We start from the raw sequence: 23,004 nt of genomic DNA on the forward strand, positions 1-23,004 counted from the left end.
GTATTTTTACTCCATGATAGCGAAAAGCGCCTGATTTGTCAGAACCTTGAAAGTGCGGGTTCATTGCATCGGCGCACTGGTGTACCATTAGCCCCTGATTACCACTTACTTCAGAAAAGATCCTGTGTTGCAAAAACAACGCCTGACTTTCGCCGCAGCCGCACTGGGCGGTCTGTTCGTTCTCTATGGTGGCGCTGCCTACTGGGCCGGCATCAAGGCCGAAGACACCCTCGAACAACAGCACCGCATGCTGGCCAGCCTGCCGCTGTTCAAGGTGAAGTCGCACACCTACGAACGCGGCTGGTTCTCCTCGCAGGAAACCACCGAACTGGTGTTCAACCGTCGCCTGACCGGTCCGTATGAAGGCATGCTGCCGGACAACATCCGTCCGATGCTCGGCGCCACCATCCGCTTCACCAACACGGTCAAGCACGGCCCCTTCCCCGGACTGGGCAGCTTCGACCTGCGTCCGGCGCGCGCCCTGGTCACCACCCGCTTCGACATGAGCGACAGCACCCGCAAGACCCTGGCGCTGTTCTTCGGTGACAAGGAGCCGATCACGGTGGTCAACCGCCTGGGCTTTGGCGGTGGCGGTGAACTCAAGGTCGACATCCCGGCCTTCGATTACGAAGAGGCCCTGTCGGGCGTCAAGGTCAAATGGAAGGGCTTCAGCCTGGCCGTTGACTACCAGCAAGGCTTCAAGCAATACCAGACCGAGGCCAATTCACCCTCGTTCTCGCTCGAGGCAGCCAGCAAGGGCACCATCCACTTCGACGGCGTGCGCTATGTGTCCGACATCCGCCCGGGCAGCACCGGCGTCAAGCTCGGCACCAGCGAACTGACCGTCAGCAATGTGCAGCTCAACTGGAAGGACAGCATCCCCTACAGCATCAAGCTCAACGATCTGGTCTATCTGCTGACGCGCATGCATGTCGGCGAATTCATCAATCCGTCGGGCGAGTTCAAACCGTCGAGCGTCACCCTCAAGGGTCTGCACTACCAGATCGTCACCTCGGAAGAAGATCCGTACATCAACTCGCGCGGCAAGCTGGGCTTTGACACCTTCAGCTACAACGACCAGGTCTATGGTCCGATGCGTCTGGATGTGTCCGCCAACCACCTGCACGGCCCGACACTGGTCAAGCTGGATCAGGCCATCTCGCAGTTGCCGATCGAAGGCATGGATGCCGCCACCCTGCGCAAGAGCTACATCAGCACGATCAAGAAGTACGGCATTCCGCTGCTGGAAAACGACCCGCGCCTGGTGGTCAACGACTTCTATCTGAAGATGCCGAGCGGCGAAGCCACCCTCAAGGGACAGCTGGCGCTCAAGGGCTTCCGCGAAGCCGACCTGAAGGATCCCCTGCAGGTGCTCAGGCGCTTCCAGGTGGCGGCCAGCGTCTCACTGCCGCGTCAGACCCTGGAAAACCTGGTGGTCACCCAGGCACGTAACCTCTTCACCGTCGACCAGAGCGCCGAAGATCAGCCCAACCTCAACGAGATTGACGATCTGGCGAAAAACCTGCTCGACAGCCAGTTGGCACAGTGGGCAGACCAGGGCTTCATCCAGGTCAACAAGGGCCAGATCAACACCAGCATCGACTACCATGACGGTGCGCTGAGCGTCAGCCACAAGCGCGTCGCGCTGCCCTGGGAAGAAAAAGACGACCCCGCCGGGCCAGGCGGCTCCGCCAAATAACACCAAGGGGGCGTCAGCCCCCTTTCTTCATGGTCCATACCGGAGAACGCATGGAACGCTGGAAGCCGCATGTCACCGTGGCCGCCGTGATTGAACGCGATGGCCGCTTCCTGCTGGTCAGGGAACAAACCGTGGACGGCATTCGTTATAACCAGCCGGCCGGCCACCTCGAGCAGGGCGAGAGCCTGGAGCAGGCCGTGGTACGAGAGGCACTGGAAGAAACCGGCTGGCAGGTCACGCCGGAAGCCTTGCTTGGCATCTACCAGGCCCCGTCAGCCGACGGTCGTATCACTTACCTGCGCTTTGCCTTCATCTGCCGGGCAAACCAGCAGAACCCGGACCCGGTACTCGATCATGGCATCCTCGAAGCCCTGTGGCTGAGCCCGGAAGAAGTCCGCGCACGGCAGAACGCGTGGCGCAGCCCGACCGTGATCCGTTGCATCGAAGACTACCTGAGCGGGCAACGCTACCCGCTGAGCCTGATCCAGACACTGGGCCTGACCCGATTCCCGTAATTATCCCTTTCAGGGTATAATGTACGGTTTTTAAAAGCATTCTTGCAGGAAGGAAGTTCCCGTGACGGGTAAAAAGCGCATTGTCGTCGGCATGTCGGGCGGCGTGGATTCCTCTGTGACCGCCTGGCTGCTCAAGCAGCAGGGCCATGAGGTCATCGGCGTCTTCATGCAGAACTGGGAAGACGACAACGATGGCGAATACTGCTCGATCAAGCAGGACTCGCTGGATGCGCTGTCGGTGGCCGACATCGTCGGCATCGACATGGAGATCGTCAACTTTGCCAAGGAATACAAGGATCGCGTCTTCTCCTACTTCCTGGCCGAGTACTCTGCCGGCCGCACACCCAACCCGGACGTGCTGTGCAATGCCGAGATCAAGTTCAAGGCCTTCCTCGACTACGCCATGCAGCTGGGCGCCGACTGCATTGCCACCGGCCACTACGCCCGCAAGGCGGAAATCGACGGTCTGCACTACCTGCAAAAGGCCGTGGACGAGACCAAGGACCAAAGCTACTTCCTTTACCGCCTGAACCAGTCGCAGTTGTCCAGGGCCATGTTCCCGCTGGGCGAGATCCGCAAGAGCGAAGTGCGCCGTCTGGCCCATGAGGCGGGCCTGCCGACCGCCGCCAAGAAGGACAGCACCGGCATCTGCTTCATCGGCGAACGCCCCTTCCGCGAATTCCTCCAGCGCTACCTGCCCACCAGCCCGGGCGAGATGATCACCCCGGAAGGCAAGGTGATGGGCGAACACATGGGGCTGATGTACTACACGCTCGGACAGCGCAAAGGACTGGGCATCGGCGGGCTGGGCGAACCGTGGTTCGTGGCCGGCAAGGACATTCCGGGCAACCGGCTGATCGTGGTGCAGGGGCACGACCATCCACTGCTGCTCAAGCACACCCTGCAGATGGCCGATCTGAGCTGGACTCTTGACGGTGCCCCGGCCGCCGGCGACTACAGCGCCAAAAACCGCTACCGCATGCCCGACGCACCGTGCAGTCTGTCTGCCGTCGCCGACGGCCAGGCCAGCCTGACCTTCCGCGACGCCCAGTGGGCCGTCACCCCCGGCCAGTCGGCCGTACTCTACCAGGGCGACATCTGCCTTGGCGGCGGCATCATCGTCTGATTCCCGGCCCCAAACCGCGCGCCCTTCCCCGCCGCCCTATCTGACCGCATAGTCACCTCTTTTCGAGGTGACCATGCGCCGACTTCGCCACTGTCTGTTCTTCCTGGCCGCCGTCTTGCTCTGCAGCTGGCTGCGGCTATACGACTTCGCCACCGATATCGGCCATAGCCTGTACAAACACGGCTTCAGCCCGACTGGCTGGCTAGCCGTTCAAAGTGACTTCGCCAAATTCAGGCGCTTTTACACCGGCCCGCCCACCGATGCCGAGGTGATCGCTTTCTGGACACGTCATCGGCAGCAGTTGGCGCAGATGGTGGCGCTTGATCTTGCAGGGCATTGTACCCAGGGTATTCCGCTTGAGCCTTACGATGCCTGTGAGCTGATTGGTCGTCAGATTGGTGTCCACTTCATTCGTATGTATTGGCTACCCAATTCGATCTACGCCCAATCCCACAACTGCCCTCGTGGTTGCTATATGTGGCTATTCACCCTGCCTTATTACGAATCAGACTGGTGGCGCAATACCAATAGTCAGATTGCATCCTGGCGCAAGCGTCTGGTGTACATCCCACCATTACTCCCCCCTGCATCAGTCGGAGTCGATGATTTCTATCCCGCAGAGCGCGATCAAGCCATGCGTCTTGAATGCCAGTATCAAAGCACCGCACTCGACCGCCCTCTCCCCGAACAACTTGCAGCGACCTACCCCCAGGAAGTGTGTGCATTTCGGCCACTTGGCGATGGCTGGTACCTGTTGCTGGAACCTCATTACACCCTGCCCTGAACCCACTAAAAGGAGAGCATCATGTCAGAAACCAAAGTCACCCTGTACGATCAAGCCGCCATGGATTTTGTCGATACGTTCAACGCTCCGATCCGCCGTGCTGCCACGATTCTGGGCATCACCCCCGAAGCCCTCTTCGGCGCCCTGGTAGAGGAGAACCACGCTTATCGGCAGGACAGCCTGAAGAACTACCTCGGCGACCAGTGGACCCGATTCAGCGGACGCAACCACTGGCTGTTGAAACAGAGCTATGCCTTGGCAAAACAACAGGACAAGCTGGACCGTCACAGCACCTGGGACAAGTTCAACCCGGTGCTCAACGATATCGGCCCCTTCAATATCAAGCTGGGGACGGCGATCCGCCTGCTGGAGGATTACGCACGCGCCACACCACCCGGACAGGATCCGCTGCAAGTGCGTCACTATCTTGAGGACTACAAGGTACTGGCCGATGCGCTGTTCGACGGCTCCGCAGCCCCGGCAATCGCCGGCCTGATGTTGCAAGAAGCCCAGCAATACATGACGCAACATGCTGACCCTGAGGAATGGGGACAACACCCTCAGCATATAAAAGACGGTATTTATCTGACCTACTACAACATGGGACCCAAAGTCATCGAGGAAAGAAGACAACAACAAATACAAAAACATGGCAGGTATCGCCCTAAGCCAGGCGCAAAAAGCGCAGCCGGGGATGACCACATCGGCAACGCCGCGCGCATCGGCGAGCGCTTTAACAACCACCGCTACGGGGAAGTCACCGCATCGCCTGCTTCGTCCCCCGCACCAGCGCAGCCCCCCGCAGCGGAGGCATTCACCCCCACCGAGCCCACCCCCCGCCCGCCGTCCTCCACCCTGATCCGGCGCCATGCCGAGCACGAGGTCGAACTGCTCAGCGGTGGCACCCTGTCCGACATAATGGTGGTTGAGCGGTCACGCGGCAACCTGATCACGCTGGACGATTTGCGTGCGGCCAATGGCCTGAATCCGGGCCAGGAGCGCAGATTGCCCGCCGGCATGCGCCTGTGGGTCCCGCAGCGACAGGCGGACGGCACGCTGGAAACGACGGCAGAGGGCCTCACTGTCCGCTGGGATCGCCGAGATGGGCGAGTCAATATCACCCACGAGCAGGCCGGGCGCTTTACTTCCCTGATCCGCTCCTACGACGCCATACGGCAATGCCACAGGGACCACTACGCCGAATGGCATGGGTCCACCGAGGTCTTCAGCAGCACCGAGGATGTCGACATGGGGTATTACAAAAGAAACAGGACAAGCTGGCGCCCGGATTCTGGTTCATGCACCAGTCTGACTTCCAGCAGCATCAGCCGGATCTGCCACGATGCCGACAGCCAGATCCTCTTCGTCCGCTTCGTGAATGGCAGTCAGTACGAATACTATCTTGTTGCGCGACAGATCTATCAGGACTTCCTGGCGAGCCCCTCCAAAGGGCAGTTCTTCAACCGCAACATTCGCAGCCGATACCCCTACGCCAGGACTCGCGAGGTACGGATTTCACAGCACACCCTGTCTGAGACACCCTAAACAGAACAAGTGAAAACACGGGGTCAGGTCTTTCATTTTGCGTGAAATGCAAAATGAAAGACCTGACCCCGTTCTGATCCTCGACGGAAGCTTAAGCCGAAGCGTTGACCAGCTTGAGTTTGCCGACCAGCCAGGTGTGGTCGTAGCTGACGATCTCGAACGGATTGCCGAACGGATCCACGAAAGAAATCGAGCAGAAGAAATGATGGTCGCGCACCGAATCGCGCGCGATGGTCAGCCCCTCGCGGCTGGTCACCCGCTCGCTGGCCAGACGGTCGATCCACTCCAGAAAATCCTGACCGCTGACCACGAAGGCCACCGAGCCCGGCAGGCTGGTCGGCGTCTCGGACTGGCTGACGGCAAAGCGTACCGTACCGCTCGGATTGGCCAGCATGGTGGTCGCATGCGGTTCATCCTGCAGCTGGCGATAGCGCGGATCCGGGTTCAGCCCGAGAACGCGCTGATACCAGCCGATGGCCTTGGCGGCATCGGTGACGCCGATATGGATATGGTCAATCTTTCCTAACGACAACATGCTGTTCCTTTTTGCTTTTCTGTGCCGCAGCCACAACGGGGCCCCCGCCCCGTCGCGCTTACTTCAGCATAGGCGCCAGATAGCGCCCGGTGTGACTTTGCGGATGCGCCGCCAGTTGCTCCGGCGTACCGGCGGCCAGAATGCGGCCACCGCCACCTCCGCCCTCCGGACCGAGATCGATCAGCCAGTCAGCGGTCTTGATCACATCCAGATTGTGTTCGATCACCACCACCGTGTTGCCGTTTTCGCGCAGACGGTGCAGCACCTGCAGCAACAGATCGATATCGTGGAAATGCAGACCGGTGGTCGGCTCATCCAGGATATACAGGGTGCGGCCGGTATCGCGCTTGGAAAGCTCCAGCCCCAGCTTGACCCGCTGCGCTTCGCCGCCGGACAGCGTGGTGGCCGACTGGCCCAGGCGGATATAGCCCAGACCGACGTCCATCAGCGTCTGCAGCTTGCGCGCCACGGTCGGCACCGCACTGAAGAATTCCAGCGCCTGTTCGACGGTCATTTCCAGCACTTCGGTGATGTTCTTGCCCTTGTAGCGCACTTCCAGCGTTTCGCGGTTGTAACGCTTGCCATGGCAGACATCGCACGGCACGTAAATATCCGGCAGGAAGTGCATCTCGACCTTGATCACGCCATCGCCCTGGCAGGCCTCGCAGCGCCCGCCCTTGACGTTGAACGAGAAACGGCCCGGGCCATAACCTCGCTCGCGCGCAATCGGCACCCCGGCAAACAGCTCGCGGATCGGCGTAAACAGGCCGGTATAGGTGGCCGGATTCGAGCGCGGCGTGCGGCCGATCGGGCTCTGGTCCACATTGATCACCTTGTCCAGGTGCTGCAGCCCCTCGATCTCGCGATACGGTGCCGGCTCCTCGCTGGCGCCATTCAGTTCGCGCGCGGCAATCTTGTACAGGGTGTCGTTGATCAGCGTCGATTTGCCGGAGCCGGAGACGCCGGTAATACACACCAGCATGCCCAGCGGCAGATCCAGCGTCACATCCTGCAGATTGTTGCCACTGGCGCCGATCAGACGCAGCACGCGATCCGGATTGACCGGACGACGCTCGGACGGCTGGGCGATGCGACGTCGACCGGACAGGAAGGCCCCGGTCACTGACTGATCGCAGGCGGCCACCTCGGCCGGCGTACCGGCCACCAGCACCTCGCCACCATGTTCGCCGGCCCCCGGCCCCATGTCGACCACATAGTCGGCACTGCGGATGGCATCCTCGTCGTGCTCCACCACGATCACGCTGTTGCCCAGGTCGCGCAGACGCACCAGTGTCGCCAGCAGGCGGTCATTATCCCGCTGGTGCAGCCCGATGGACGGTTCGTCCAGCACATACATCACCCCGGTCAGGCCGGAGCCGATCTGGCTGGCCAGCCGGATACGCTGCGCCTCGCCACCGGACAGGGTATCGGCGGAACGCGCCAGGCACAGATAATCCAGACCGACGTTGTTCAGGAAGGAAACACGCTCGCGCACTTCCTTGACGATCTTCTCCGCCACCGCCTGTTTCTGACCGCTGAAGGCCAGACCAAGGAAAAAGTCCTCTGCCTCGCGCAGCGACATCTGGTTGATGTCATGCAAGGTGCGGCCAGCCACCAGCACATGGCGCGCTTCGGTACGCAGGCGCGTGCCCTGGCAGTGCGGGCAGGTCTGATTGTTCTGATACTTCGACAGCTCCTCGCGCACGGCACTGGAGTCGGTCTCGCGATAGCGGCGCTCCAGATTCGGCAAGATGCCCTCGAACGGATGGCTGCGGGCGAAACGCGTGCCGCGCTCCGACATATACATGAATTCGATACTGTCGCGCCCCGAACCATGCAGCACCACATGGCGCACCTTTTCCGGCAGCACTTCAAACGGCAGGTCGAGGTCGAAACCATAATGGCTGGCCAGCGACTGCAGCATCTGGAAATAAAACTGATTGCGCTTGTCCCAGCCCTTGATGGCACCGGAGGCCAGACTCAGCTCCGGATGCGCCACCACCCGGCGCGGGTCGAAGAAGGTCAGCTCGCCCAGGCCGTCGCACTTGGGACAGGCGCCCATCGGGTTATTGAACGAGAACAGTCGCGGTTCCAGCTCCGGCAGACTGTAGGAGCACACCGGGCAGGCAAACTTGGCCGAGAACCAGTGTTCGGCCCCGCTATCCATCTCCACGGCAATCGCCCGGCCTTCGGCATGACGCAGCGCCGTCTCGAAACTTTCCGCCAGTCGCTGCTGCATGTCCGGCCGCACCTTGATGCGGTCGATCACCACTTCAATGGTGTGCTTCTTGTTCTTGTCGAGCTTGGGTACATTGTCCAGCTCCAGCACCTCGCCATCGACGCGCACGCGCACGAAACCCTGGGCGCGCAGCTCCTCGAACAGGTCAAGGTTCTCGCCCTTGCGCCCCATCACCACCGGCGCCAGGATCATCACCCGCGACTCGGCCGGCATGGCCAGCACATGATCCACCATCTGCGACACAGTCTGCGACGACAGCGGCACGCCATGTTCCGGACAGTGCGGGTCGCCGACACGGGCAAACAGCAGACGCAGGTAGTCATGAATTTCCGTCACCGTGCCGACGGTGGAGCGCGGATTGTGGCTGGTGGCTTTCTGCTCGATCGAGATCGCCGGCGACAGGCCCTCGATCAGGTCGACATCGGGTTTTTCCATCAGCTGCAGGAACTGACGGGCGTAAGCCGACAGCGACTCGACATAGCGGCGCTGCCCCTCGGCATACAGGGTATCGAACGCCAGCGACGACTTGCCTGAGCCGGACAAACCAGTAATGACGATTAACTGGTGCCGTGGCAGGTCGAGATTGATGTTCTTGAGATTGTGGGTTCGGGCGCCACGTATGCGAATGGTTTCCATGCCTCACTCACAGGATCGGAGAACCTGATAATATACCCGACTTGTGGACCCTAACTCCACCTGCATCTTGGATGAGCATCATTTTTGTAATGTGAATAACCGCAGAACTACCCCAATACACATGAATCCGCTTGAACTACGCGCCAGCCTCGGTCTGGCTGGCATTTATGCCCTGCGCATGCTGGGCATGTTCCTGATCCTTCCGGTATTCGCGTTGTATGCCAAGACCCTGCCCGGTGCCGACAGCCCGACCTGGATCGGCATTGCGCTCGGCAGCTACGGCCTGACCCAGGCCCTGTTGCAGTTGCCTTTCGGCATGCTGTCCGACCGCATCGGTCGCAAGCGGGTGATCTATTTCGGCCTGGTGCTGTTTGCCCTGGGCAGCTTTGTCGCCGCCGAGGCCCACACCATCGGCTGGCTGATCGTCGGCCGGGTCATCCAGGGCTCGGGCGCCGTCTCTGCGGCGGTCACCGCCCTGCTGGCCGACCTGACCCGCGAAGAAAACCGCACCAAGGCCATGGCCATGATCGGCATGAGCATCGGCACCACCTTCGCCGTCAGTCTGGTGCTCGGCCCGCTGCTGGCGCACTGGATCGGCGTCAATGGCATCTTTGCCCTGACCGGCCTGCTGACCCTGATGGCCATGATCGGGGTCAAGTACATCATTCCGGACCCGGTCATCTCGCGCTTTCACTCTGACACCGAAACCAATACCAGCCGGCTGATGGAGGTATTGAAAGACCCGCAGCTGTTGCGGCTCAACTTCGGCATCTTTGCCCTGCACGGCGCACAGATGGCCATGTTCGTGGTCATCCCCTTCGCCCTGATCAGCACCGGCCACCTCGACAAGCAGCACCACTGGCAGGTCTACCTGCCCGTCACCCTTGGCGGTTTCATGCTGATGGTGCCGGCCATCATCTATGGCGAAACCCGCCACAAGCTGAAGCAGGTGTTTGTCGGCGCCATTGCGCTGATGACCCTGGCCCAGCTGGGCATGGCCTTTGCCCTGACCTCGTTCTGGTGGATCGTGGCCTGGCTCGGCGCTTACTTCGTGGCCTTCAACATTCTCGAAGCCACCCTGCCGTCGATCATTTCCAAGATTGCTCCGGCGGATGCCAAAGGCACGGCAATTGGCGTGTATAATACCGCCCAATCTTTCGGCCTGTTCCTCGGCGCCGCCGCCGGCGGTCTGCTGTACACGCATTTCGGCAGCACCGGGGTATTCAGTTTCACCGGTCTGATGATGCTGGCCTGGCTGATCATGGCGCTGACCATGGTGCCGCCGGAGCCGGTCAAGTCGATGATGTTCCATATCGGCGAACACTGGCGCGGCAACCCGCGCGAGCTGTCGCGCATGCTGGCACTGCAGCGCGGCGTCAAGGAAGCGGTCGTCATGCTGGAAGAACGCGTGGCCTACCTCAAGGTGTCCCAGCAGGACTGGGACGAAGCCTCGGTACAACAATTGATTCAGGAGACCAAGTAAATGGCGTCCGTCAACAAAGTGATTCTCGTCGGCAATCTCGGCCGCGACCCGGAAGTGCGCTACATGCCGTCCGGCGACGCGATCGCCACCCTGTCGATCGCCACCACCGACAGCTGGATGGACAAATCGTCCGGCCAGCGTCAGGAACAAACCGAATGGCACCGCGTGGTGTTCTTCGGCAAAACCGCCGAAGTGGCCTCGCAGTACCTGAAAAAGGGCTCGCAGGTCTACGTTGAAGGTTCCATCCGCACCCGCAAGTGGCAGGACAAGGAAACCGGCCAGGACCGCTACAGCACCGAAATCCGCGGTGACCGCATGCAAATGCTGGGTGGCAAGAGCGGCGGCGGCAGCGCCCCGATGGACGGCGGTGACGATTACGGCTATCAGGGTGGCCGCAACGACGCCCCGCCGGCACCGGCTGCCGCCCCGGCCGCACCGCGCCGCCAGGAATCGCGCCCGGCACCGAAGCTGGATGATATCGACGACGATATTCCGTTCTGACCTCCAGTCTTTCGTCTGAACAAAAGCCAAGCTATTCATGTAGCTTGGCTTTTTTTAATCTCAACAGAAAACCAGGCAAGTCATTTTTCCGGATAGTCCAACTGGCCCCCTCACTGACAAGCACGAACGTTTTGCAGCGTGCTGCGTCCAATCGCCTCAGGTCTTAGGTTCCTTCAGCGAGGATCCCGCCATGATTGAGCCCGTTCTGCACTTGCCACACGAAGACTGGCTGAGGTGACGCATGGCGCTCTGGACAGACTGTCAGAAAGATCAACACTTAGCTGACTTGAGTGCAGCAAAGACCGACAACCGATGACCACCTGTTGACCCATCACACTCATCCACCCTTCAAAATCAGCCCCCTATGCCATCCCAGCCCAGCCGCTTCGCCCTTTTCGCCGAAATCCTTCCCGCCATCCGATTTGTCTGGCAAGCACGTCAGCGACTGTGGCTGCCGGGGGGAATACTACTGTTGACCGAGCTCCCCCTGTTTCTGTATCAGGCCCAGGCATCACAAGGCAGTGGCCGTAATCTCCCGTGGCTGACGGTATTACTGCTGCTGACCCTGATCAACATGCTGATCAACATCGCCGTCATGCGTCTGTACCACGATGAACCGGCACAGGCCTGGCGCCTGCATCGCCTCGATCAAACGACCCGCGGTGCATTCTGGGTGATGTGCAAACAGGTCGTGGCCATCATGCTGGCGAGCATGCTCCTGATCATCCCGCTAGTGGCACTCGGCCAGTTGGCCAAGAAAATGGGTGTGCCGGCCCCGGCAGAAGAGATCGTGCTGACCGTCCTGTTGGGCTTGTTGCCCAGCATGCTCAACGCCAGGTTGCTGCTGGCCTTGCCCGCGCGCCTTGACCAGCGCAGCCAGCCCTTTGGCGTGGCCTGGCGCCTGAGTCGGGGTCAACTGCTGCCGCTGACGCTGTTTGGCCTTGGCTTCAGCTTGCTGGACAAACTACCCACCCTGAGCCACCCGGTCCTGACCCGCTGGGTACCTGCCAATGGCTCCTGCTACTACCTGCTGGTCCTGGCACTCTGTGTGCTGCTGGCCTGGCTGGAAATGATCAAGGTCATCCTGCAAATCCGCTGCTACAACCGACTGGCTAGGCCAGCGCCGTAAGCCCCTCAAAACGAACGGGGTCAGGTCTTGTTTTTTGCAGAAATGCAAAAAACAAGACCTGACCCCGTTCGTTTTATTTCAGGCCAATCAATGTCCGGCCTGGGTTGCCTGCTGATGCGATTGCGTCAGCAGGCGATCAGTAAAGGCAATGGCGATGGCCGAAAGCAGGAAGGCCAGATGCAGCAGCAACTGCCACATGATGGTGTGGTCAGGCAGTTGTGCGGCATTGATGAAGGTCTGCAACAGGTGGATCGAAGAAATGCTGATGATCGCCAGCGACAGCTTGACCTTCAGCACTGAAGCATTGACATGATCCAGCCACTCAGGCTGATCGGGGTGATCGTCGATGCGCAGGCGCGAAACAAAGGTTTCATAACCGCCCACCGTCACCATCAGCAGCAGGTTGGCGATCATCACCACATCGATCAGCCCCAGCACGGTCAGCATGATCTGGGTTTCGCTCAGGCTGGTCAGATTGATCAGCATGCTCCACAGCGCACTGAGAAACTTATAGGCATAGATCCCCTGCACCACAATCAGACCAAGGTAGATCGGCAATTGCAGCCAGCGGCTGGCAAACATCACTTTTCCGAGATAGGACATTTTCATGGGGGTCACGGCTCTTTCATGATCAATGACAAACGACCATGAAAGACCCGGCAAGATGCCGACAGTTCCTTTGCTCCTTCAGCCCCCCGGCCGCACCGTCACCGGCAGGGAGCCGGGCGGCAAGCCGATGGTCTTCAGTTCCATCGGTACGGTCTCGTGCGGCAACCATTTCTTGTAGATGCGGGCGAAGGTGCCATCCTGCTTGACCTGGCGAAAGCCCTCCTGCCAGGCAGCAATGGTCTCGGCTGGGGTGCCTGCGGAAAAAGCCAGAAACAGTTCCAGCCGCTGCAGGATGGTCAGCGGTTCAATCTCGCTGTAATCGTGGCCGATGGTTTTCATGACCTGAGGCACGATCACACTGCCATCGACCCAGATATCCACCCGGCCATTGAGCAGCATATTGGCCACGGCTTCCGGGGTCGCCACATCGTCGGTGACGTTGAATCCCGCCTGACGGGCGGTGGAGAGGAAAATGCTCGAGCGGTAGGCGCCGGTATGCAGCTTGAACATGTCAGCGCCCATGGCGCGGTAACGGGCGGCATTACCCTGACGGCAGTAGGCCTCGATGTTGGAAACCACGATCGGACCGACCAGAGTCATCAGCCGTTCACGCTCCGGGCTGCGGCCGACGGTAAACAACAGGACGTTCGGGTTGCTGAGCAGCTGCGAATAGCCCCGGGCAAAGGGCTGCACCAGAATCGGATCGGTCGAGCCGATGCGCTGCTGAATCGCGCGCACCACGGCCACGGCCATGCCGTCCGCCTTGCCGGCACTGGCAAAGGTTACCGGCGGCCAATCCTCGGTCAGGATGACCAGATGCCCGGCAGCCCGCGCCGGCACGGCCAGACACAGCCAGATCAGACAAAGCCAGATCAAACGGCCCATCGACAAGGCGCCCCGAAAAACGACCGCGCAAGCCCGGTATGGCTCCGCACTGTCCGTAACTCATGTTAGACAGTGCAGACGCCGGACACCAGTAATGATCATGGCATGTCAGTCATGATGACCAGCCAGCTCAGGCCACCGGACACCCGGAAACGGCCGCGGTGCCGGCTTGTTGCCGGCGCGGCAGCCTGAACTGGCGCCAAAGTGCCAGCCAGGTCAGCCCGCCGACCAGCGCCAGCGTCATCCAGGGCAAACCCGGTCTGTACAAACGTTGCCCCAGGTCATACAACCAGCCACCGCCGAAATAGCCCAGCGAGCCACCGAGCGCCAGCCCCAGGCGGCTGGCCCCCATGTAGCTGGCACGCGCCTGCGGGTCGGCCAGTCCGGCCACATAGGCCTCCCGTGCCGGCTCGACAATGATCGAGCCGAGATAGAGCAGTCCCAGCGCCAGAAAGGCCGGCAGTGCCTGGGTTACCCAGACCATGCTGGCCCAGCACAGCGACATCATCGCCAGACCAATCAACATACGGGTCTCGCGCCGCAACCAGCGCTCGCCCAGCCGGGCCAGCGGGTAGAGCAGCGTCAGCGACAGACAGGTTTCCAGGGTGTACATCCAGCCCACCGCGGCCATGCTGCCGGTCAGCTTCTTCATCACGATCGGCATCAGCAGCAGCACCTGCACATACAGCATGTAATAACCGCTCAGCGTCAGGACAAAGCGCATGAAATGCCGGTCACCCAGTACCAGACGCATCGAGGCCAGCGGGGCGGCCGTGCGTGAACGACTGACGCGCCAGGCAGGGAGGATCAGCCAGTTGGCCAGCGCCACCATCAGGAACACGGCGGTACCAACCAGGCCGACCCAGAAAAAATCGAAACGCAGCAGCCAGGAACCCAGTAAAGCACCGCTGACCGCGCCGGCGCTCTCCTGCATCATCATGATCGAATAAAAATGGGCGCGTTCGCGCGGCCGGACCAGCTTGGCCACCAGCGCAATGCGTGGCGGGTCAAACAGGACGCCGCCCAGACCGGCCAGCAGACAGGACAACACCAGCACCCAAGGTGCCTGCGCGACGGCCATCAAGGCAAAGCCCAGCGCCCGCAGCAACATCCCGCCGATGATCAGCGGCTTGGCGCCGAAGCGGTCGGCCAGCATTCCACCGAACAGTCCCAGTCCCTGCTGGGTAAGCTGGCGCGCCCCGAGGGCCAGACCGACACTGGCGGCCGCCCAGCCCAACTGATCAACAAAATGCAGACTGACCATCGGCACCACCATGTAAAAACCCAGCAGCACCAGCAGGTTATCAAACAGGATGAACCACTTGCCGCGTCGGCGCGCCTGGTTGGCATGAGCCATGATCAATCTCCTTATTCTGTCATGCGAACAGTATAGGGAGCGGCTCTGATATCATGGAATCCTATTTCTTGGAATAGTTAATATCTGGAATCGTTATGTCAGTATCGTTAAGCGATCTGGCCTTGCTGATTGATGTCGCCGAACGCGGCAGCTTCAGCCAGGCGGCAGCACTGCGAGGCTGGTCACAGCCCCAGGTCAGCCAGCGCATCGCCGTGCTGGAGGCAGAGCTCGGTCACGCCCTGTTTCAGCGACATCGCCGCGGCGCCATCCCCACCGCCGCCTGCGAACAGTTTCTCGGTCCCGCCCGCCAGGCGCTGGCGGCATTCCGTCAGGGCCAGGAGGCGCTGCTGGCGGCGCCTCCCCTGCCGCGCATTCATCTCTCCTGCCTGCCCTCGCTGACCACGCCGGTGTTCGGACCGCTGCTGCTCCGACTGGTCGATGCCCCGTTCGAGATTCGCTGCCATACCGATCACTCGCCGCAAATCATGCAAACCGTGCTGACCGGCGAGATCGATGTCGGCTTTGTACTGAAATGTCCGGCCATCGCCGGTGTCCAGGTAGAACCGCTGTGGCGCTCCCCCATCGTTCCGGTGGTCTCCCCCGATCATCCGCTGGCACGACAAGCGGCACCGCTCAAACTGGCTGATGTTGCCAACTATCGCATCGCGCCGCAGTACTGGGGACAGGCTTGCGAAGAGCTGATCCGCCGCCTCTGGCTGGTACGGCTGCACAGCAGCGCCATTCATGCCATCCAGCCCGCCTCGGCGGCGCGCGAGATGGCGTTCAGCCATGGCTTCCTGTCTTTCCTGCCCGAGCTGTCGGTGCGAGAGGACCTGAAAGCCGGCCGGCTGATCCGCCTGCAGATTCCGGAGCTGCCGGAATGGCTGTGGGAGGTCATGATGGCCTACCGCAGCGGCAAACGACCGTCGACTGCCAAGCAGACCGTGCTGGAAGCGGCCCGCGCCCTGGCGGCAGATGCCTGAGTCCTCACCTGAAAGCTGTCCGGCGGTCCTGAAACCGGCAACCGCATGTCCTCAATCCGGTTTCAGGTCGCCCGCAGGACCGGACCGGGGCAAGCTGAGCACTCCGTCATCAGGAGAGCCCTTATGCACAAATCCCTGCTCGCCCTGCTGACCCTGCTCTGGGTCAGCGCACTTTCCGCCGCGCCGGTCACCGGCATGCAAAGACTCACCCTGCCCGCCCAGGCACAGGCACGCAGCGCCGAGGCCGTGCTGTGGTATCCGGCCAGCAGCGACGCCCCAACGACACGCGTGGCGGACAATGCCGTGTTCATCGGCATTGACGTGGTCGAATCGGCCTCGCCCCTGCCGGGTCCCCACCCACTGGTCCTGCTGTCACATGGTTATGGTGGCAACTGGGCCAATGAAAGCTGGCTGGCCGCCGATCTGGTCCGCCAGGGCTATATCGTTGCGGCCGTCAACCATCCGGGAACCACCACTCGCCATATGGATCCCGCGCTAGCGCGCACGTTGTGGCGCCGGCCACAGGACATCCGCCATCTGCTCGATACCTTGCTGGCGAATCCGCAATGGGCGCCGCGGATTGATCCGCAGCGTATCGCGGTCATTGGCCACTCGCTGGGCGGATGGACCAGCCTGGCACTGGCCGGGGCACGCTTCAGTCCGGAACGCATGGAGCAGGATTGTCAGCAGCACAAGGCGCTGATCGCCTGCCAGCTGTATCAGTCGCTGGCCATCGGCCAAACGCCGGTCGATCGCCAGGCGCTGGCGGCCCCCATGGACGACCCCCGCATCCGTGCCGCCGTGGCACTGGATCCAGGCGTGACCCGCGGCTTTACCCCGCAAAGTCTGCAGGGCCTGCACCGGCCTGTGCTGATTCTGGCGGCAGGTGGCGAGAATCCGGCCTTGCCGGCCGCCCTGGAGTCAGGCTATGTCGCGGCTAGTCTGCCAAGTGACAATCGACACTATCAGGTCATCGAGGATGCGCTGCATTACAGTTTCATGCAGGTGTGCCGCCCGGGGGGAAGTGAGCTGCTGGCACGCGAGCAGCCGGACGACAGCATCATCTGCCACGATGCCGGGGACCGCCCGCGCGAGGCAATTCACCGCCAGGTCGCCGCCCTGATCAGCGCATTTCTGCAGCAGGCCCTGCGCTGAGGGATGCCTGACGCCGCCAGGCGCTGGGCGACATTCCGGTCTGCCGGGCAAATTCATGATTGAAATTGGACTTGGTGAGAAAACCGCTCGCCAGTTGGACCTCGGTGACCGGCATGGTTGTTTCGGACAACAACCGACAGGCTTCCGCAATGCGCAGACGGTTGATGTATTGCGAGACATGACAACCACTTACCCGATTGACCGCCTGCGACACCTGGCGCGGCGAACGCCCCAGTTTGCGCGCCAGTCGCTGCAGGGTCAGCTCGCCGTCGCAATACAGCCGCTGCTGCTGCATCAGTTGCGCCAGCGCGGCCATCAGCGCCTGATCATCCGGCGCCGGCGATGCCTCCACAGGCAAACGGCCAGCATCCTCGCTCAGCACCTCGCTCGGACGCAAACGATCCAGCATCAGCATCAGGCCACTGCTGAGCAACAACATCAGCAGATTGGCGGCACTGACCACACGCAGGGCATGCTCGCCATGGGCGAAACCAAAATCCAGCGCCAGCACCAGATCGGTCAGCCCCGAGATCAGCAACATACCACCGGCCAGACTGGCCAGACCCTGCGCCTGACGCGTACTTTCCAGCCGCACGCCGGCAAACTCACCCTTGGTTGCCAGCCACAACAAGGCCAGCCCATAGGCAGAAAACTGCAGCGCCAGCGAGGCATCCAGCAGGGGACGCCAGAACCAGGCCTGAAAGGCAATCAGCAGCACCGGTATGCCATGCAGCCAGCGCGGGCGTTCCGGCGCGGCAAAAGCCACCCAGGCCAGGGGCGGCAGAGTCGCCGCCACCATGGAGCGCCAATGCCAGACTAGCACCGAGGCCGTGCTCCAGCGCCACCCCACCATGACGGAGGACAGCGCACAGGCGGCGATAAACCACAGCACGGCCGGGTTGACCGCCTCATGCCGGCGCCCCAGCCACAAACGCAGCAACACCAGGATTTGCAAAAGCGCCAACACAAAGGGCAAAGGAAGCGATGCCATCGTTGCAGATTCCACACCATGGTCAATGACATAATCATGCTACCACCGCCGCGGACCCGCTTCCATCCAACTTCCCGTCCAGATGGACGACTGGTATGCTGCCGTCCCGTTCACACAGAGCCCCGCATGCCCTATCCCCTTACCCCCCTCTACGGTTTCTCCGGACAGGCCGGCAGCCTGCTGGAAGTCAAACGACTCGACGTGCCGTCCACGGCGGCGCCCTCGGCACGTTTCTTCTGGCTGTGGCGTCCGGCTGGCGGACAATGGCAAGTCCTGACCTTTCTCGCCATGCAAACTGAGCCCGGACAATATCGACACTTTGCCGAAGGCGAACTCTGGTTTGATGCGCAGCAGGCACGCTGGCAAGCTCCCGGGCTGAACTGCATCTTGCCCGCTGCCCTACCCTCCGGCTGGCAAGACGAGGTCTGGCCCGCCATTACCGATCAGTAACTTTTACTACCGGTCAGTAGACTTCTCCCTGTCCGCTTTGTATGCTGAAACAAAACGGAGGATCTCGCGGATGAAAAAAATCTTGCTGGCGATCTGCTGCTTCTGGGCGCTGACGTCCTCGGCAGCCATGGACGTCAGCGCGCTGCTGCCTGACGCCCGGATGACCGGGCGCGGCGAATTCCGTTATTTCGGCTGGCTGATTTATGACGCGACCTTGTATGCCCCACAGGGACAATACCGGCCGGGTCAGCCCTTTGCGCTGACGCTGCGCTATCACCGCCAGATCAGTCGTCAGCAACTGGCTGACAGCAGCATCGAGGAAATCACCCGGCTCTATCCGCAGAAATACCACCGCGAACGCCTGGCCACCTGGCGCGAGCGTCTGCTGCAAGCCCTGCCCGACGTCCGCCCTGGCGATCAGTTGACCGGCGTGTACGAGCCGGAAAAGGGCTGTCGTTTTTTCAATCAACAGCAGTTGATTTCGCGCATCGATGATCCGGAACTGGCACGCGCCTTCTTTGACATCTGGCTTTCCCCTGCCACGCGTGATCCGCCATTGCGCCAGCAACTACTCGGCAGTCGCACGCCATGAACCGCTGGGCGGGACTGCGCTACGGGCTGATGGGTCTGCCTCTGGCCATGGTGGCGCTGCCGGTCTATCTGCAATTGCCGCGCTACTACAGTACGGCACTGGGTCTGCCGGTCGCGGCGCTGGGCATCTGGCTGATGATGGCGCGCAGCTGGGACACGCTGCAGGATCTGTGGCTGGGTGCCTGGCTGGCCACCATGGCCGGCAAAGGCCGTCTGAACCGGCTGCGCCATCTGGCGGCCGGCCTGATGATGGGCAGTTTCGTCGGCCTGTGGTTTCCGCCGCTGCGCGGCGAGGCCTTGCTGCCGTGGTTCGGTTTGATGCTGGCCATGTGCTACAGCAGCCATAGTGTGCTGAACATTTGCCTGCTGGCACAGGGCAGTGCCCTGCCCGCGGCACGACAGCTGCAGGCGGCCGCCTGGCGCGAGGGCTGCGGACTGCTCGGCGTCATCCTGATGAGTCTGGCTTCTCCCTGGCTGACGGCGACCACCGCCCTCTCCCCCTGGGTGCGACTCGCGGCAGTCCTGCTCTGCGCACTCAGCCTGCTCGCCTCGCTTTACTGGCCGGCCGCCGATGCGGCGCTTTCCGCGCCGACGCGCACCGACTGGCGCCTACCCTGGCGCAACCCGGCATTTCGCCGCCTGCTACTGCCCTGTGGCTGCAATGCCCTGGCCGGCGCGATCGCCGGGACTCTGGCGCTGTTCTTCATTGAAGACCGTCTGGCGCTCGCCGGTTCGGCGGGCTGGCTGCTGGGCAGCTACTTTCTGGCCGGGGCACTCGGCATGCCGCTGTGGATACGCCTGAGTCAGCGCTGGGGCGCACTGCAGGCATGGCGGCTGAGCATGTGGCTGGCCATTGCCGGCTTCCTCGGTGCCATGGGGCTGCAGGCAGGACAGGTCTGGATCTACTGGCTGATCTGCCTGCTGACCGGGCTGACCCTGGGTGCCGATCTGATGCTGCCGCCATTGCTCATCGGTCAGCAGGTCCCCGCCACCGAACACCACGCCGGCTACTTTGGCCTCTGGAGCCTGCTCGGCAAGCTGGCCCTGGCAGGCAGCGCACTCAGTCTGCCGCTGCTGGCACAGGCCGGCTATCAGCCCGGGCAGCCGGGGCCGCAGGCACTGAGCATCGCCTATGCCGGACTACCCTGCCTGCTCAAGGCCATGGCCTTGCTGTCCCTGCCCGGCAAGCCTCTCAGGCATTCTGCAGATTGAGGCGGTCATATTCGCGCTGTGCGGCCAGCACCGCCTGAATATTGTGTTCGGCCCAGTGCGACAGCGAGGCAAAGGTATCGGACAGCGTGCGGCCCAGCGGCGTGAGTGCGTACTCAACCGTCACTGGCACCGTGGCGAACACCTTGCGGGTGATCAGACCGTCCCGCTCAAGTTTTTTCAGCGTCTGCGACAGCACCTTCTGCGAGATCCCCTCGACATCGCGGCGCAGTTGGTTAAAGCGCACGCTGCCCGGACGCAGGCGTTCCATGATCAGTACCGACCATTTGTCCGCCAGGCGGTCCAGCACCATGCGGGCCGGACAATGCTGGCTGAACACGTTATAGGACAGACAGGACGAGGCACTTTCGCTCATGGGGTGGTTTCCTCAAAGTAACTAAATCACACACAAGTGCCTTCTTGGCTACCTGGTATTCAAAAGATACCATGCTGACAAACCGCTGAATACCCGGCGGCCAACCAAAAGGAGCAAACATGAGCAAGCAAGTTGTCGTGTACTTTTCCGGCTACGGCCATACCCGCCGTGTTGCCGAAGCGGTTGCCGAAGGCGCACAAGCCAGCCTGATCGCCATCGATGGCGAAGGCAATGTGCCGGAAGCCGCCTGGGAACAACTGGCTGCCGCCGATGCCATCATCTTCGGTGCGCCGACCTACATGGGCACCGTGCCGTGGCAGTTCAAGAAGTTCGCCGATGCCACCTCCAAGGTCTGGTTCACCCGTGGCTGGCAGGACAAGGTTTTTGGCGGCTTCACCAACAGCGCCAGCCTGAACGGTGACAAGCAAGTCACCCTGATCACCCTGCAAACCCTGGCCTCGCAGCATGGCGGCATCTGGGTCAGCCTGGGCCTGTCGCCGTCCAATACCAAGGCCGCAACCCGCAATGACGTCAACAATCTGGGCGGCTCGGTCGGCCTGCTGGTGCAAAGCCCGGCAGACGCCAGCGTCGAGGAAGTGCCGCAAGGCGACCTGGAGACCGCCCGTCAGTATGGCGCCCGCGTCGCCGCCGTGACCCAGCGCCTGCGCGGCTGAAACGGCTGAACGCAACGGGGCCGGCGCGGGCATCTCCCGCGCCGGCCCCGTTGTCCTGTCGGCCATGGTCAGAGTGTCAAGGGATCAATCTCGGCCACACTATTGAAGATATAGTCCGGCTGATAGGGGAAGTGCTCGACCGACTCGCGGGTCGACACCCCCGACAGCACCAGCGCCGTCCACATCCCGGCCTCCAGCCCGCCGACGATATCGGTATCCATGCGGTCACCGATCATCACCGCCTCTTCCGGATGCACACCCAGCTTGCGCGTCGCCAGCATCATCATCAGCGAATTCGGCTTGCCGACAATATAGGGCTTCTTGCCGGTCGCGGCGGAAATCGCTGCCAGCAAAGTACCGGCAGCCGGCTCGTAACCGCCTTCGACCGGATCGATCATGTCCGGATTGGTACCGATGAACTTGGCCCCCTGATCGATAAAACGCACCGCCTTCTTGATCTGCTCGAAGCTGAAGGTTTGCGACTTGGCCACCACCACATAATCCGGATGGGATTCGGAGATCGAAAAACCGACGTTGTACAGCTCGTTGATCAAACCGCCGCCACCGACCACATAGGCAGTGGGCTGCGCCTTGCGCGTCTGGCTCTTGAGAAACATCGCGGTGGCCATGGCGCTGGTAATGAAGTTGTCTTCGGTCAGTCCGCTGATCCCCAGCCCTTCCAGCTTGAGTTTCAGATCCAGCGGCGTTTGCTCGGCATTGTTGGTGAGAAACAGAAAGGGCGTCTTGCCCTCCACCAGCCGGGTGACAAACTCGCGTGCACCGGGAATCAGTTGCTTGCCGCGATAAATCACGCCATCCATGTCGGAAATGATGCTTTTTGTCATTGTTCACCCTTTGGCGCGCCATAAGCACGCAGAAAAAAATCCACATTGGCCTGCAGCAGACGGGCATCGTCCCCGGCACTCGGCCCCGGCAAGCCCAGCATCAGCCGGCAGTGCCCGCTGCCAAGATACAGACTGAGAAACTGATCGGCCGCCTGCAGCGGATCCTCGATCAGCAGGCTGCCCGCGCGTGCGCACGCCTGCAGATAAGTGGCCAGATGAGAGACCACTTTCTCCGGGCCCTGGCGATAAAACGCCTGGCAGGCTTCCGGATTGGTGGTTGCGGCGGCAATCATCATGCGCTGATGGCAAACCACGTCTTCCGCGCGGATCAGTTGCAAAAAACCCTCCGCCACCTGCATCAATACCCGGCGCGGCGCCAGCGGGTCGGCGCTGTCCAGCCGCTCGACACCGAAGGCGGCGTCGGTCCGCAGGCTGACTGCAGCCTCGAAGAGCGCCTCCTTGCTGGGAAAATAGCGATATATCGTGACTTTCGACACGCCGGAGGCATGCGCCACCCCCTCCATGCTGGTGCGCTCGTAACCGTGCAGTCTGAACTGTTCCTGCGCCGCCTCCAGCACTTTGCGCATGCGTTCCGGATCACGCGGGCGACCGCGCTTGCCGGCAGATTGACTTGCTTCCATTTTCTTTACTTGACCGTTCAGTAAATAATTTCTACTATCCACTCTA

22 protein-coding genes and 1 pseudogene are annotated in these 23,004 nt (G+C 61.7%); 14 read left to right on the forward strand and 9 right to left on the reverse strand.

Translation table 11 applies throughout. The features are described 5' to 3' along the window. The first annotated feature begins 124 nt into the window (after positions 1-124). The 5 genes and pseudogenes from AACH39_RS05600 to AACH39_RS05620 all read left to right on the forward strand — a co-directional run bounded on the left by AACH39_RS05600 (position 125) and on the right by AACH39_RS05620 (position 5,669). Positions 125-1,699 carry a YdgA family protein gene (locus tag AACH39_RS05600; protein ID WP_215781984.1) on the forward strand — a complete coding sequence of 525 codons (1,575 nt, stop codon included), beginning with the start codon at positions 125-127 and terminating at the stop codon, positions 1,697-1,699. Between the two features lie 50 nt (positions 1,700-1,749). Continuing rightward, entirely contained in the window at positions 1,750-2,214 is a 465-nt protein-coding gene (locus AACH39_RS05605) for an NUDIX hydrolase (RefSeq protein ID WP_338621072.1), read from the forward strand. Between the two features lie 49 nt (positions 2,215-2,263). After that, positions 2,264-3,340: pseudogene (gene mnmA / locus AACH39_RS05610) on the forward strand (tRNA 2-thiouridine(34) synthase MnmA); the annotation flags it as partial. Positions 3,341-3,413: 73 nt separating this feature from the next. After that, a complete protein-coding gene (locus tag AACH39_RS05615; protein WP_338621073.1) occupies positions 3,414-4,124 on the forward strand; it encodes a hypothetical protein in 711 nt (236 codons plus the stop codon). 21 nt (positions 4,125-4,145) lie between these two features. Further along, the gene (locus AACH39_RS05620) at positions 4,146-5,669 is read left to right on the forward strand and encodes a KTSC domain-containing protein (protein WP_338621074.1); all 1,524 of its coding nucleotides are present in this window, start codon (positions 4,146-4,148) and stop codon (positions 5,667-5,669) included. Between the two features lie 91 nt (positions 5,670-5,760). Here AACH39_RS05620 and AACH39_RS05625 read toward each other — a convergent pair whose 3' ends face one another. Continuing rightward, entirely contained in the window at positions 5,761-6,204 is a 444-nt protein-coding gene (locus AACH39_RS05625) for a VOC family protein (protein ID WP_215781979.1), read from the reverse strand. Positions 6,205-6,262: 58 nt separating this feature from the next. Continuing rightward, positions 6,263-9,079, reverse strand: coding sequence for an excinuclease ABC subunit UvrA (gene uvrA / locus AACH39_RS05630; RefSeq protein ID WP_338621075.1), 2,817 nt, complete (start codon positions 9,077-9,079; stop codon positions 6,263-6,265). A 121-nt stretch (positions 9,080-9,200) separates the two neighbouring features. Here uvrA and AACH39_RS05635 point away from each other — a divergent pair, with 121 nt between their 5' ends. The 3 genes from AACH39_RS05635 (at position 9,201) to AACH39_RS05645 (ending at position 12,192) form a co-directional block, all read left to right on the forward strand. After that, positions 9,201-10,562 carry an MFS transporter gene (locus tag AACH39_RS05635; RefSeq protein WP_215781977.1) on the forward strand — a complete coding sequence of 454 codons (1,362 nt, stop codon included), beginning with the start codon at positions 9,201-9,203 and terminating at the stop codon, positions 10,560-10,562. After that, positions 10,563-11,063, forward strand: a complete 501-nt coding sequence (gene ssb / locus AACH39_RS05640) for a single-stranded DNA-binding protein (RefSeq protein ID WP_215781976.1) — start codon at positions 10,563-10,565, stop codon at positions 11,061-11,063. Between the two features lie 364 nt (positions 11,064-11,427). Then, positions 11,428-12,192, forward strand: a complete 765-nt coding sequence (locus AACH39_RS05645; protein ID WP_338621076.1) for a hypothetical protein — start codon at positions 11,428-11,430, stop codon at positions 12,190-12,192. Positions 12,193-12,279: 87 nt separating this feature from the next. On the opposite strand, the gene AACH39_RS05650 is transcribed toward AACH39_RS05645, so the two are convergent. From AACH39_RS05650 to mdtH, 3 genes are all read right to left on the reverse strand, one after another. Beyond that, complete coding sequence (locus AACH39_RS05650; RefSeq protein WP_338621077.1) at positions 12,280-12,801, reverse strand: TIGR00645 family protein; 522 nt, start codon at positions 12,799-12,801, stop codon at positions 12,280-12,282. A 78-nt stretch (positions 12,802-12,879) separates the two neighbouring features. After that, on the reverse strand, positions 12,880-13,686 hold the full coding sequence (locus tag AACH39_RS05655) for an ABC transporter substrate-binding protein (RefSeq protein ID WP_338621078.1): 807 nt from the start codon (positions 13,684-13,686) through the stop codon (positions 12,880-12,882). Between the two features lie 130 nt (positions 13,687-13,816). Further along, the gene (mdtH, locus tag AACH39_RS05660) at positions 13,817-15,043 is read right to left on the reverse strand and encodes a multidrug efflux MFS transporter MdtH (RefSeq protein ID WP_338621079.1); all 1,227 of its coding nucleotides are present in this window, start codon (positions 15,041-15,043) and stop codon (positions 13,817-13,819) included. A 95-nt stretch (positions 15,044-15,138) separates the two neighbouring features. Between mdtH and AACH39_RS05665 the strand changes: the two genes are divergently transcribed. Continuing rightward, positions 15,139-16,026, forward strand: a complete 888-nt coding sequence (locus tag AACH39_RS05665) for a LysR family transcriptional regulator (protein WP_338621080.1) — start codon at positions 15,139-15,141, stop codon at positions 16,024-16,026. Between the two features lie 123 nt (positions 16,027-16,149). Beyond that, complete coding sequence (locus AACH39_RS05670) at positions 16,150-17,181, forward strand: alpha/beta fold hydrolase (RefSeq protein ID WP_338621081.1); 1,032 nt, start codon at positions 16,150-16,152, stop codon at positions 17,179-17,181. On the opposite strand, the gene AACH39_RS05675 is transcribed toward AACH39_RS05670, so the two are convergent. Next, positions 17,150-18,172: an AraC family transcriptional regulator gene (locus AACH39_RS05675; RefSeq protein ID WP_338621082.1), complete on the reverse strand. Its 1,023-nt coding sequence runs from the start codon at positions 18,170-18,172 to the stop codon at positions 17,150-17,152. The two genes, AACH39_RS05670 and AACH39_RS05675, sit on opposite strands and share 32 nt — an antisense overlap. A gap of 126 nt (positions 18,173-18,298) precedes the next feature. On the opposite strand from AACH39_RS05675, the gene AACH39_RS05680 reads away from it, so the two are divergent. The 3 genes from AACH39_RS05680 (at position 18,299) to AACH39_RS05690 (ending at position 20,425) form a co-directional block, all read left to right on the forward strand. Further along, positions 18,299-18,622, forward strand: a complete 324-nt coding sequence (locus AACH39_RS05680) for a hypothetical protein (RefSeq protein WP_338621083.1) — start codon at positions 18,299-18,301, stop codon at positions 18,620-18,622. Between the two features lie 70 nt (positions 18,623-18,692). Beyond that, positions 18,693-19,214, forward strand: coding sequence for a chalcone isomerase family protein (locus AACH39_RS05685; RefSeq protein ID WP_215781968.1), 522 nt, complete (start codon positions 18,693-18,695; stop codon positions 19,212-19,214). Continuing rightward, the gene (locus AACH39_RS05690; protein ID WP_338621084.1) at positions 19,211-20,425 is read left to right on the forward strand and encodes an MFS transporter; all 1,215 of its coding nucleotides are present in this window, start codon (positions 19,211-19,213) and stop codon (positions 20,423-20,425) included. The genes AACH39_RS05685 and AACH39_RS05690 overlap by 4 nt, the downstream gene beginning before the upstream one ends. On the opposite strand, the gene AACH39_RS05695 is transcribed toward AACH39_RS05690, so the two are convergent. Then, positions 20,406-20,798 (reverse strand): helix-turn-helix domain-containing protein, encoded by a 393-nt coding sequence (locus AACH39_RS05695; RefSeq protein WP_215781966.1) that lies wholly within the window; start codon positions 20,796-20,798, stop codon positions 20,406-20,408. The two genes, AACH39_RS05690 and AACH39_RS05695, sit on opposite strands and share 20 nt — an antisense overlap. Positions 20,799-20,917: 119 nt before the next feature. On the opposite strand from AACH39_RS05695, the gene AACH39_RS05700 reads away from it, so the two are divergent. Then, complete coding sequence (locus tag AACH39_RS05700) at positions 20,918-21,472, forward strand: flavodoxin family protein (RefSeq protein ID WP_215781965.1); 555 nt, start codon at positions 20,918-20,920, stop codon at positions 21,470-21,472. Positions 21,473-21,540: 68 nt separating this feature from the next. Here the strand turns inward: AACH39_RS05700 and AACH39_RS05705 are convergent, their stop codons facing one another. Both AACH39_RS05705 and AACH39_RS05710 read right to left on the reverse strand, forming a co-directional pair. Then, complete coding sequence (locus tag AACH39_RS05705) at positions 21,541-22,317, reverse strand: HAD-IIA family hydrolase (protein ID WP_215781964.1); 777 nt, start codon at positions 22,315-22,317, stop codon at positions 21,541-21,543. Beyond that, positions 22,314-22,958 (reverse strand): TetR/AcrR family transcriptional regulator, encoded by a 645-nt coding sequence (locus AACH39_RS05710; protein WP_215781963.1) that lies wholly within the window; start codon positions 22,956-22,958, stop codon positions 22,314-22,316. Before AACH39_RS05710 ends, AACH39_RS05705 begins: the two co-directional genes overlap by 4 nt. Positions 22,959-23,004: the final 46 nt, after the last annotated feature.

The sequence above is a fragment of the Paludibacterium flexuosum genome, assembly GCF_037076605.1.
Classification (GTDB): Bacteria; Pseudomonadota; Gammaproteobacteria; order Burkholderiales; family Chromobacteriaceae; genus Paludibacterium.

Coding starts and splice junctions, on each gene's coding strand:
- AACH39_RS05605 (WP_338621072.1), top strand. CDS start 1,750: ATGGAACGCTGGAAGCCGCATGTCACCGTGGCCGCCGTGATTGAACGC.
- AACH39_RS05615 (WP_338621073.1), top strand. CDS start 3,414: ATGCGCCGACTTCGCCACTGTCTGTTCTTCCTGGCCGCCGTCTTGCTC.
- AACH39_RS05620 (WP_338621074.1), top strand. CDS start 4,146: ATGTCAGAAACCAAAGTCACCCTGTACGATCAAGCCGCCATGGATTTT.
- AACH39_RS05625 (WP_215781979.1), bottom strand. CDS start 6,204: ATGTTGTCGTTAGGAAAGATTGACCATATCCATATCGGCGTCACCGAT.
- uvrA (WP_338621075.1), bottom strand. CDS start 9,079: ATGGAAACCATTCGCATACGTGGCGCCCGAACCCACAATCTCAAGAAC.
- AACH39_RS05635 (WP_215781977.1), top strand. CDS start 9,201: ATGAATCCGCTTGAACTACGCGCCAGCCTCGGTCTGGCTGGCATTTAT.
- ssb (WP_215781976.1), top strand. CDS start 10,563: ATGGCGTCCGTCAACAAAGTGATTCTCGTCGGCAATCTCGGCCGCGAC.
- AACH39_RS05645 (WP_338621076.1), top strand. CDS start 11,428: ATGCCATCCCAGCCCAGCCGCTTCGCCCTTTTCGCCGAAATCCTTCCC.
- AACH39_RS05650 (WP_338621077.1), bottom strand. CDS start 12,801: ATGAAAATGTCCTATCTCGGAAAAGTGATGTTTGCCAGCCGCTGGCTG.
- AACH39_RS05655 (WP_338621078.1), bottom strand. CDS start 13,686: ATGGGCCGTTTGATCTGGCTTTGTCTGATCTGGCTGTGTCTGGCCGTG.
- mdtH (WP_338621079.1), bottom strand. CDS start 15,043: ATGGCTCATGCCAACCAGGCGCGCCGACGCGGCAAGTGGTTCATCCTG.
- AACH39_RS05665 (WP_338621080.1), top strand. CDS start 15,139: ATGTCAGTATCGTTAAGCGATCTGGCCTTGCTGATTGATGTCGCCGAA.
- AACH39_RS05670 (WP_338621081.1), top strand. CDS start 16,150: ATGCACAAATCCCTGCTCGCCCTGCTGACCCTGCTCTGGGTCAGCGCA.
- AACH39_RS05675 (WP_338621082.1), bottom strand. CDS start 18,172: ATGGCATCGCTTCCTTTGCCCTTTGTGTTGGCGCTTTTGCAAATCCTG.
- AACH39_RS05680 (WP_338621083.1), top strand. CDS start 18,299: ATGCCCTATCCCCTTACCCCCCTCTACGGTTTCTCCGGACAGGCCGGC.
- AACH39_RS05685 (WP_215781968.1), top strand. CDS start 18,693: ATGAAAAAAATCTTGCTGGCGATCTGCTGCTTCTGGGCGCTGACGTCC.
- AACH39_RS05690 (WP_338621084.1), top strand. CDS start 19,211: ATGAACCGCTGGGCGGGACTGCGCTACGGGCTGATGGGTCTGCCTCTG.
- AACH39_RS05695 (WP_215781966.1), bottom strand. CDS start 20,798: ATGAGCGAAAGTGCCTCGTCCTGTCTGTCCTATAACGTGTTCAGCCAG.
- AACH39_RS05700 (WP_215781965.1), top strand. CDS start 20,918: ATGAGCAAGCAAGTTGTCGTGTACTTTTCCGGCTACGGCCATACCCGC.
- AACH39_RS05705 (WP_215781964.1), bottom strand. CDS start 22,317: ATGACAAAAAGCATCATTTCCGACATGGATGGCGTGATTTATCGCGGC.
- AACH39_RS05710 (WP_215781963.1), bottom strand. CDS start 22,958: ATGGAAGCAAGTCAATCTGCCGGCAAGCGCGGTCGCCCGCGTGATCCG.